Origin of the sequence: Clostridium celatum DSM 1785, from assembly GCF_000320405.1 — a bacterium.
Lineage (GTDB): Bacteria > Bacillota > Clostridia > Clostridiales > Clostridiaceae > Clostridium > Clostridium celatum.
In genome coordinates, this window is the sequence record NZ_KB291619.1 from 16,679 (window position 1) to 27,289 (window position 10,611).

General features: G+C 27.8%; 4 protein-coding genes, 1 tRNA gene and 1 pseudogene. 1 reads left to right on the forward strand and 5 read right to left on the reverse strand.

What is annotated here, in order from left to right; all coding sequences use genetic code 11:
* The first annotated feature begins 34 nt into the window (after positions 1-34).
* Positions 35-1,372, forward strand: coding sequence for a CCA tRNA nucleotidyltransferase (locus HMPREF0216_RS04885; protein WP_005211872.1), 1,338 nt, complete (start codon positions 35-37; stop codon positions 1,370-1,372).
* A gap of 86 nt (positions 1,373-1,458) precedes the next feature.
* On the opposite strand, the gene addA is transcribed toward HMPREF0216_RS04885, so the two are convergent.
* The 5 genes and pseudogenes from addA to HMPREF0216_RS04910 form a co-directional block, all read right to left on the reverse strand.
* The gene (addA, locus tag HMPREF0216_RS04890) at positions 1,459-5,211 is read right to left on the reverse strand and encodes a helicase-exonuclease AddAB subunit AddA (RefSeq protein ID WP_005211873.1); all 3,753 of its coding nucleotides are present in this window, start codon (positions 5,209-5,211) and stop codon (positions 1,459-1,461) included.
* A 1-nt stretch (position 5,212) separates the two neighbouring features.
* Positions 5,213-8,658 (reverse strand): annotated as a pseudogene (gene addB / locus HMPREF0216_RS04895) (helicase-exonuclease AddAB subunit AddB).
* A 10-nt stretch (positions 8,659-8,668) separates the two neighbouring features.
* Entirely contained in the window at positions 8,669-9,187 is a 519-nt protein-coding gene (locus HMPREF0216_RS04900) for a GNAT family N-acetyltransferase (RefSeq protein ID WP_005211877.1), read from the reverse strand.
* 203 nt (positions 9,188-9,390) lie between these two features.
* A complete protein-coding gene (locus HMPREF0216_RS04905; protein WP_040418914.1) occupies positions 9,391-10,332 on the reverse strand; it encodes an ROK family protein in 942 nt (313 codons plus the stop codon).
* Between the two features lie 150 nt (positions 10,333-10,482).
* A tRNA-Ser gene (locus HMPREF0216_RS04910) sits at positions 10,483-10,575 on the reverse strand.
* Between the last annotated feature and the right edge of the window lie 36 nt (positions 10,576-10,611).

Sequence of the window (10,611 nt, forward strand, 5' to 3'; positions counted from 1 at the left end):
ATAACTAAAATTATTATTTAGAGGATGATTTTATATGCTTATTAATACACCTAAGAATGTTAAATTTATAATAGATACTTTTTATAAAAATAATTATGAAGCTTTTATGGTTGGTGGATGTGTCAGGGACTGTATATTAGGAAAAGAACCTAAAGATTATGATGTAACTACATCTGCCACTCCTAACATAACTGAAAATTTATTTAACAAAACTATCCCAACTGGAATACAACATGGAACTGTTACTGTTGTGATAGATAATGAAAATTTAGAGGTTACAACTTATAGAACTGAAGGACAATATTTAGATAATCGTCGTCCTGAATTTGTAAACTTTGTATCTGATATAAAAGAAGACTTATCTAGACGAGATTTTACTATGAATGCCTTAGCATTTTATGATAGAGAAGGTCTTATTGATTACTTTAATGGGTTAGATGATATAAAAAATAAAATAATTCGTGCTGTTGGAGAACCTTCTAAAAGATTTCAAGAAGATGCTTTAAGAATGCTTCGTGCTATTCGCTTTAGTTGTCAACTAGGCTTTGAAATTGAAGAATCAACATATATTGCAATAAAAGATAACTATAAATTAATTAAAAATATAAGTATTGAAAGAGTTAGAGATGAACTTTGTAAAATTCTTATGTCAGATTCACCATGTAGCGGTTTAAATATGCTTAAAGATATTGGTATATTAGAGATTATTTTACCTGAAATTAATGCTTTAGTTAACTATACCCCTCGTTGTAATAATCATAATAGGGATGTATTTAATCATACATTAAATGTTATTAGTAATACTCATAATGATTTAATTCTTAGATTATCAGCATTATTTCATGATGTTGGTAAACTTAATACACTTAAAGAATTACCTAATGGCCATTGTTACTTCCCTGGTCATGCTAAAGAAGGAGCAATAATTAGTAAACCTATATTAGCTAGATTAAAATTTGATAATAATACTATAAATAAAGTCTCAGCTATAATTTATGACCATTTAGTTTTAAATGTTGATTATATGCCTACTGATGGTGAAATTAAAAGGTTATTACTTCGTGTTGGAGTTGATAATATCTTTACACTGTTCGATCTTCAAAGAGCAGATATTAATTCTCTTTGGGACCCGGTTCCTTTTTTAAAAAAAGTGGATTATATGAATGCTAGAGTAAAATCTATTCTTGAAAACAATGAACCTCTTTTTATTAAAGATTTAAACATAACCGGTGCTGATTTAATTAAAGAATTAAACTTAAAGCCTGGTAAAATTATTGGAGAAATATTAACCTTTTTATTAAATAGCGTATTAGATAATAGCTCATTAAATACAAAGGAACAATTATTAGAAATTGCAAAAAACTTTATCTAACATTAAATTATACTTTAATAATCCTAATTTAATAAAATTAATAATAAATAAAGCCGGCAAAGCCGGCTTTTAAAATATATTTTAAATTATATTGAAACTTCTTTATCTAGTTTAAATAAGTAAAGATATGTTTCCTTTACAACTTTACCTGTTATTTTTTCTAAAGCATCTTTATAGTATTTTAGTTGAGATTTATATCTTTCGATTATCTTCTCTTCTTGACCTTCCTCAACATAATCAGTTTTATAATCTAAAAGTACAATTCCATCCTCTTCTTCAAAGAAACAATCAATGATACCTTGCAGCCTAATCTTTTCATTCTTATAAATTTTTTCATCTAAACTTTTATCATATTCTGTACTACTTAATTCAGTAAAGAAAGGTAATTCTCTACTAACCATTCTACCTTCTTTATATGCTTTTAATAATCTTTTTCCTAAATCACTTCTAAAGAAATTTAAAATTTGCTTATGCCATATAGAATTAGCCTCTTTTTCAGTTAATGAATTATCTAAAACCATCTCTTCAATTTGATTTTTAATTTCATTAATAGAATTAACTCTATCATAATTTATTCTTTGCATAACATAATGCATTATTGTTCCTCTTTCGGCGGCACTTAATCCTTTTTCCTCTTTTAAAAATCTAGGTTTTATAATTTCTTTTTCTTTAAAAACTTCTACTATCCCCGGTATATCATCACCATAAGTAAAATCTTTTTTCTTTAAGTCAGAAACTGAAATATTACTTGGTAACATAGCACCTTCTATAAATTTATACTTATAATCTAACCTTCTTTTTATTTCTTTACCTACAACAATATCTTTAGAGTTTTTAAACAGATCCTCTTCTTCATTTTTATCCACAGCCTCTAAAATTTTATCCACTGTTAATAAATCTTTTGTCCAGAATTTAATACCCCATGTGGATAACTCATCTTTATTCGTTCCCTGATAATTATCCACAATCTCTCTAAGCTTTTCTCCATCTCTATGTTTACACATAGCCATTGCAATCCAATCTAAATATGATTTACCCTTTAACACTTCAGAAGGTAATACTATGTTTTCATCTAAAGAAGCTGCTGACACCCATTTTTTTATATCCTTTTCTAAATTGCTACTTGCACCAGTTATTATTAGTTTTTCTTTAGCTCTAGTAAATGCAACATAAAGAATTCTCATTTCTTCAGATAAAGTTTCTAACCTTATTTTTTTCTTTATAGCTTCCTTAGGTAATGTTGAATATGAATTTCTAGTTTCTAGGTTAACATAATTAGGTCCAAATCCTAATTCTTCGTGATATAGTATTGAATTTGTTAAATCCATTAAATTAAACTGCTTTCCAGTACCACTAGTAAAAACTATAGGAAATTCAAGCCCTTTACTCTTATGAATACTCATAATTCTAACTACATCTTCATTTTCTCCTAATACCTTTGCACTTCCCATATCACCAGATGATTTTCTTAATTTATTTATAAAGTTTATAAAATTAAATAATCCTTTAAAGCTAGTGCTTTCATATTGCTTTGCCCTCTGGAACAATATTTTTAAATTTGCTTGCCTTAGCTTACCATTAGGCATTGCTCCAACATATCCATAAAATCCTGTATCCATATATAAATACCATATAAATTCATCTATTGGAGTATAGATTGCTCTATCCCTCCATTTTGATAAGTTATCTATAAAATTAACACATTTAAACCTTAACTCATCACTAACCTCAAATTCATTATCATAAACACATTTAATTACTTCATAAAAATATAAGTCCTTATTTAATAATCTTAAATCACTTAATTCTTCTGCAGAAAATCCTACTATTGGAGATCTTAAAGTTGCTATCATTGGTACATCTTGAAGTGGGTTATCTATAACTTTAAGTAATGACATTATAGTTCTAATTTCAATGGATTCAAAATATCCACTACCTGTGTCTGCATATACAGGTATTCCTTCTGAACCTAGTTCGTCTAAGAATATTTCAGCCCAATTTTTAGTTGCTCTTAAAAGAATTACTATATCCTTAAACTTAACATCCCTATACTCTTTAGTATCTTTATCAAATACTTGAAATTTTTTGCCATCCCTTTCTTCAAACAACTCCTTAATTCTTTTTGCAACAACTTTAGCTTCAAGAGTTATTCCATCAATATCCTCTTCGTCTTCTTTAGCTTGCTCACTATCATCTTCATTAAAATCATTATTTTCTTCTTTTACTAAACCTGATTTATCTATTATATGAAGTTCTATTTCACCACCAACCACTTGTTTTTCATCTTTTGGTATTTCAAAACTTGCTCCAAGATTCAATGCTTCTTTATCTGTATATTCAAGCTCACCTACAACCTCTGACATAACCATCTTAAATATATAGTTAGCTCCATCAATAACTTCCTGTCTACTTCTAAAGTTTTTATATAATAAAATCTTTCTATCTTTACTTTCATCCTCTTCAGAATAGCTATCATACTTATCCTTAAATAATTTTGGTTTTGCCTGCCTAAATCTATAAATACTTTGCTTCATATCTCCAACCATAAATACATTAGGATTGTCACCAAGTCTTCTTGAAACTAAGTTTATTATAGTTTCTTGTACATCATTAGAATCCTGATATTCATCTACTAATACTTCATCAAAATAATTTCTAAAATGCTCTGCAACATTTGAAGGAATTATATTGTTTTCTTCATCTCTATCTATTAATATCTTTAAACACAAATGCTCTAAATCATTAAAATCTAAGATATTTTTTTCTCTCTTCTTTTCATCAAACCTTTTTGCAAATTCTACTGTTATATTAGCTAAAGTTTTCATAAAAGGATAAACTTCTTTTATTCCATCTAAAGCTTCTCCTGGTGTAAATTCAAAACTACTTTCAATTAAAGATTTTACCTTTTTCTTTACACCCTCTCTTATAGCTTTAACTGTTTCTTGGGCATTTTCATCTAAAACCTCACTTTTTTTAAGACGCTTTAGCGTAATAAAAGTTATAGCATTTAGTGCATTATAAACACTAGTTAAATCTTCATTTAAACTCTCATATGCATTATATAAATAACCATAATCACTATTAAAAGCTTCTAAATAAGGACTTAAACCATCTGTATATTCAATTATTTCAAGGGCTTTTTTATACATATTTAAAAAGCCTCTAATTTCTACTCTTAAACTATCTTTTAATACCTTAACCCACTCTGTTTTATCTAATTCTTCAAGTGTATTAATATTAAAAGCTTCTGCCTTTTCAATTAACCATTTTTCTGGCCATGGTCCACTCATAGAAAACCTATGAAGCGAAAGTATCATTTCTTTTAATTTTTCATCATCTTTAGAACCGCTATACGCTTCTAGTAAATCCTTGAAATCTTCATTTTCCTCTTCGTAATATTCATCAAATAACTCTTCAATTATTTCATTTTTCATTAAAGTAGCTTCAGTTTCATCACCAATTCTAAAACTTGGATCTAAGTCTATAGTATAAAAATAATTTTTAATTACCTCTAAACAAAAAGAATGCATAGTAGTAATATTCGCTCTACTTAATAAAGTAAGCTGCCTTTGAAGATTTTTAGAGTTTGGGCTTTTTTCTAGTTCTTTAGATATAGCTGCTGCTATTCTTTCTCTCATTTCTGCAGCTGCTGCACTAGTAAAAGTTACAACTAAGAGTTTATCTATATCTACAGGGTTTTCTTCATTAGTTATTATTTTTATTATTCTTTCTACTAGTACTGCAGTTTTACCTGATCCTGCAGCGGCAGCAACAAGTAAATTACAATTTCTAGTTTTTATTGCTTGTGCTTGTTCATTAGTCCATTTTGTCTCTCCCATTTTACTCTCCTTCCTCCTCTTTTACTTTATCAACCATAGACTTCCATAAATCGTCTTTTTTCTTTTTTAGAATAATTTTATATTTATTATCTTTTAAGGATGTATCAAATTGGCATATTGATGAGTAATCACAATAATCACAGTAAGTTACTTTTGAAGATTTACATGGCTCTATTTTAATATCTCCGCTAAGCATTTCTTCACAAATTTCTATCATTTTATCATTAACATATTTTCTTAATATATCAAACTGTTCTTTAGTCACAACAGCACTAGTGCTTGTAAAATCTCCATCCTTTTTAAAAGCTGCTGGTACTATAAGTGAATAGTTTCCATTTCATTATCCATAGCCTTAACTACTTTAGCATCCTTTAACAATAATCCATCCATTTTAAGTTTCTTTAAAACTTCTGTCTGAATTTCTTCTTCACTTAGTGCTTTCTTCGATTGAATTATTGGATTATCAATTTTAAAGTATAAAATTGCTCCTGGCATACACTCTGTCTTTAAAATTTTATCTGAACTTTTAAGTATTGCATCTAAATAAACTAATAATTGAATTTGAAGTCCATAATATAACTCATTTAAATCAAAGCTTTTTGAACCCGACTTATAATCAACTATTCTTATATACGTTTCTCCATCTAATTCTACTTTATCGATTCTATCTACTCTACCTTTTAAATAAACTGTTTCATTGGATGGTAATTCTAATTTTATTGGATCAGAATCCTTAAAATCACCAAAATCAAATTCATTTTTAAATACATCAAATTCTCCTCTTCTCATTTGCTCTGATATTACAGTAACTGATTTTGTTATAGTTTTCTTAAATCTTTCTGAGAAGTATTGATATTTTTTATTACTATTTAATATAGAATTTGTTTCATTTCTAAGTTTATTATTAACTAACTCATTTACGATTTCACTGCATCTATCTTTAGTTAATTCACTCCAATGAATATTTTCCTTTTTTATTTTATTTGTAAATTGATCTAATATCTCGTGCATAAAAGATCCTAAATCTGGTGCTGAAAACTCATACACTTTTCTATCTTTAGCCTTTAATCCATATTGAACATAATATCCGAAAGGACATTGTGCATACTTTTCAATTCTAGAAACACTAAACATAAGTCTTCCATTTTCATTACTATAAAGCTCTTTTATTTTTTCTCTTGGAATTCTCTCAACTAAATTTGTATAATTTAATCCATTAAATACAACATTAGTTCTATCTTTAAATTCTTCACTTTCTTCAAACCACTTAAAAGCTTCTTTCCAATGCTCTTCTATTTCTTCCTTTTCATATTTTCTTCTTAATGCTTCTATAAGTTCATTAAAGGTTGGAATCGGTGCTGTAATATTATGATATTTATCATAATATAAATCACACTCTTTTATGTGATTATAATATATTTCACTTTCTTCTTGCATATTAGGTAATATCTTTTTAAGTCTAGGTATAATTATTGATGGTCTTAAGGATTTTCCTTCAAAGTCTGCCATAGGATAAGTTATCATTAAATAATTTGAAGGTATAGTTAGTGCTGTATAAACCATAAACTGTTCTTCAAATATTCTACTTCTTGTATCAGAGGCTAATTCGATTCCTAAATTTTTAAGCTCTATTCTATCTTCATCTGATAGTATCCCTTCATCCTTATTAGCTGAAGGTAACACACCATCATTAGCTCCCACTACATATAACGCTTTTACATCTCTGCCTTTTATCCTTGCTATATCGCCGATGTTCACCTGATCTAAAGACATAGGAATAACACCTATTTCTTTTTCTTCAAAGCCTGATACTAAAAGCTTAGAAAAGGTCTTTAAATCAACTTCCTCATCACCTAAAACCTTCACGGCTTGATCTAGCATATCCATTACTATACTAGGTACTTGTGTATATTCCTTTATTTTATCCTGCATTCCTAATCTATTAAATTCCTCAAGCCAAGAATCCATAGTTTCAAAAGCATTTATTTCTAATAAAAACTCATATAAGGCCGTACAGTATTTTATTACAGTTGTATTTCCTTTTATTTTATTATATAGCTTAATTATTGGCCTTCTTATTTCCTCCATATATTCAGCTATTTCAATTTCCTCTTGAGTAAACTCTCTCTCATCTTCTTCTAATAAGTTTTTAGTCCATTTATATCCTTTAATTCCATTAGCTAAAATATAATTCTCTAGTTTATCTATAAACTGTGATTCTAATGTTATAAGTCCACTTTTTACATATTTAAATACACTTTCATAGGACCAATTACTTATTAATATTTCTAATGCTGATATTATTAAAACTACTAAAGGATTACTTAATATATCTCTTTTTTTATCTAAGAAATATGGAATATTATATTCATTAAATATTACTGAAGTTATTTTATCGTAACTATCAATTTCTCTGCACACTACAGCAATATCTTTATATCTATATCCCTTATCTCTAACAAGTCTTAATATATCTTGAGCAACCCACTCTATTTCGTTGTAATTATTATTAGCCTTATATAACCTTACATCTTTATTTTTTCCCTTATATATTTTAAATGGATAATTAAAAAAGTATTTTTCTAGGTGCTCTAGCTCATTGCTTTCCTTAAATCTATATATATTCTTATTATTTAAATATACAGGTTCCTTATAACTTATATTGTTCTCCTGCATCATCTTTATAATTTTATTTTCAGTGCTAGTTATTACACTGAATATATCAGCTTCTCCACCTTTAGATGAATCTTCTCCATCGCTACATAATGTAATATTTATATTTTTACATTGCTTTGCTAATACCTTTAATACCTCTATTTGTTGAGGGGTAAAAGTAGTAAATTCATCAACCCAAACTTCTGCACCATTATATAATGTACATTCTCTTAATTTATTTGCTAATATCGTTAATATATCTTCTGAATCTATATATTCTTTATGTAAAGCCCCATTAAAGCTTTCATATATATTTAATAAATCACTTATTTTTTCCTTTAATTCATCTTTATCTATTTGTAATTCTTTTTCCCTTAATATTTCCTCGGAAATATTATATTTTTTAAATTCTGTTATTGATTTAGAAACTGTTCCTACAAAACCTTGCTTTTTGCTTATCTTACTAAAGTATTGTAATTCTTCTCCCTTATCCTTTAATAATTTATAAATAAGCATATTTTTTCCTGAATCTTCTATAACATTAATAGCTCTTCCACCACAACTATCGAAAACTCTAGTTGCCATTCTTTTAAAACTTAAAACCTCTGCTCTAAGCAATGCTTTTTCCCCTATAGCTTCTAATAACTTCTTTTCAGTTTGAAAAGTATATTGATCCGGAACTAAAAGTATAAGTTTATTCTTATCTTGATTATTTAATTTTTTATTTATTTGCTCTAAGCAATAATGGCTTTTTCCATCCCCTGCTCTTCCGAATATAAATCTAATTCCCATAAAAAACTCCTTAAGCTTTAAATTCTTCTTTAAGTAATCCCATTAAAACTGTATCTAAATAAGTATCTTTATAATAGTACTTTTTTCTTCTTATTCCTTCTTCAATAAATCCAAATTTTTTATAACACTTTATGGCCTGGATATTTTCCTTTACAACTTCTAATTCAATCTTGTGGGCTCTTTTTTTAAAAAATAAGTATTTTAGAAGTGTATTTATTGAATCTTTTCCATATCCCCTATTCCAATACTTTTTACCTATAGTTATACCTATGGAATATACTCCTTCTGCATACTTATCTTGAGAATATGCTATTATTCCTACTACATTTCCTTCTTTATTTATAATTACATAATTCTTTTTTGAGGAAATATTAAAATATTTAAGATGGTCTTTAATATATTCTTTTGATACTATTCCACTTTTTCCACCATTATACTTTAATACATCACCATCTGAACATAAGTTATATACTACATCAATATCTTCTTTTATTAATTCTCTTAAATATATTTTATCCCCATAAATCATTCTAAACCCTCCTCATATTAATGATACTATCATTTTGAAGATTTTTCTAACTATTACGTATATATAATCGCTCTTTATTTTTTAGTGCTTTATTATAATAATATTATTGCATTATATAAAAATAAATTTTATATAGAAAAACAGTATATATGAGTTTCACTCATATATACTGTTTTATATTTATTAAATTCCTATATTATATTTTATCTTTCAGTTATGGCTAAAGCGGCAGCACCTAATACTCCTGCTTTTCCACCTAATACGGCTTTTTCAATTGAACAGCTTTCTACAAATGCATTTAAGCATCTTTCTTCAACTACATTTTTTATAGTTTCAAGTACTATTTCTCCACCATTAACTACTCCACCACCAATAACAACTTTTTCTGGATCAAAGTTTGTTATAGTGTTAGCTACAGCTATTCCAAGGTAATTTAATGAATAGTTTAATATATCTTTAGCTACTTTATCACCATTTGCAGCTTCAATAAATACTTCCTTAGCTGTTACATCTTCATAATTCTTTAATGAAGTTTTTACGTTTGTTGCTACAGCTTCCTTTGCTCTTTTCCCAATAGCTGTTCCTGAACCAAACGCTTCTGCACATCCTATATTACCACAACCACATCTAGGACCTTCTGTTGATACAGTCATATGTCCAACCTCTAATGCATTTCCTGTAGCACCTCTAAATAATCTACCATTTAATACAGCTCCAGCACCTATTCCAGTACTAGCTGTAATAAATACCATATTTTCAGTTCCTTTTCCTGCACCAAACATAAACTCACCTAAAGTCGCTACATTTGCATCATTATCTAAGTGTGTTGGTAATTCAAATTTTTCTCTTATAGTTTTAACTATTGCAAAATTTTTAAATGGTAAATTTGAATTTTCTATAATTATTCCATTTTTAACATCTAAAGGTCCAGGGGAACCGATTCCAATTGATTTAATTAAATTTTTATCTGTTCCATCTATAACGTAATTAATAGTGTCTAGAATTCTTCCTAATACAGCTTCTTCACCTTCATTAACTAATGTTGGTACTGTTTTTTCTTTTATTATATTTCCCTCTAAATCTACTAATGCAGTATAAATTTTAGTTCCACCTAAATCTACACCAACTACATATTTTTTTTCCATTATAAACCCTCCCTCAAGCTTGTACTCTAATAACAAATAAAAGTATATCATTTTAATTGTACGTTTACAATTATTTATTATGGAAAATTTGGAATTTAACTTTAATAAATATTATAAACAAAAAAGCATCTAACATAAGTTAGATGCTTTTGGCGGAGAACAAGAGATTCGAACTCTCGCACCGGTTTTATCCAGCCTACTCCCTTAGCAGGGGAGCCTCTTTAGCCACTTGAGTAATTCTCCGTGTAATTGGCGGAGAGAGTGGGATTCGAACCCACG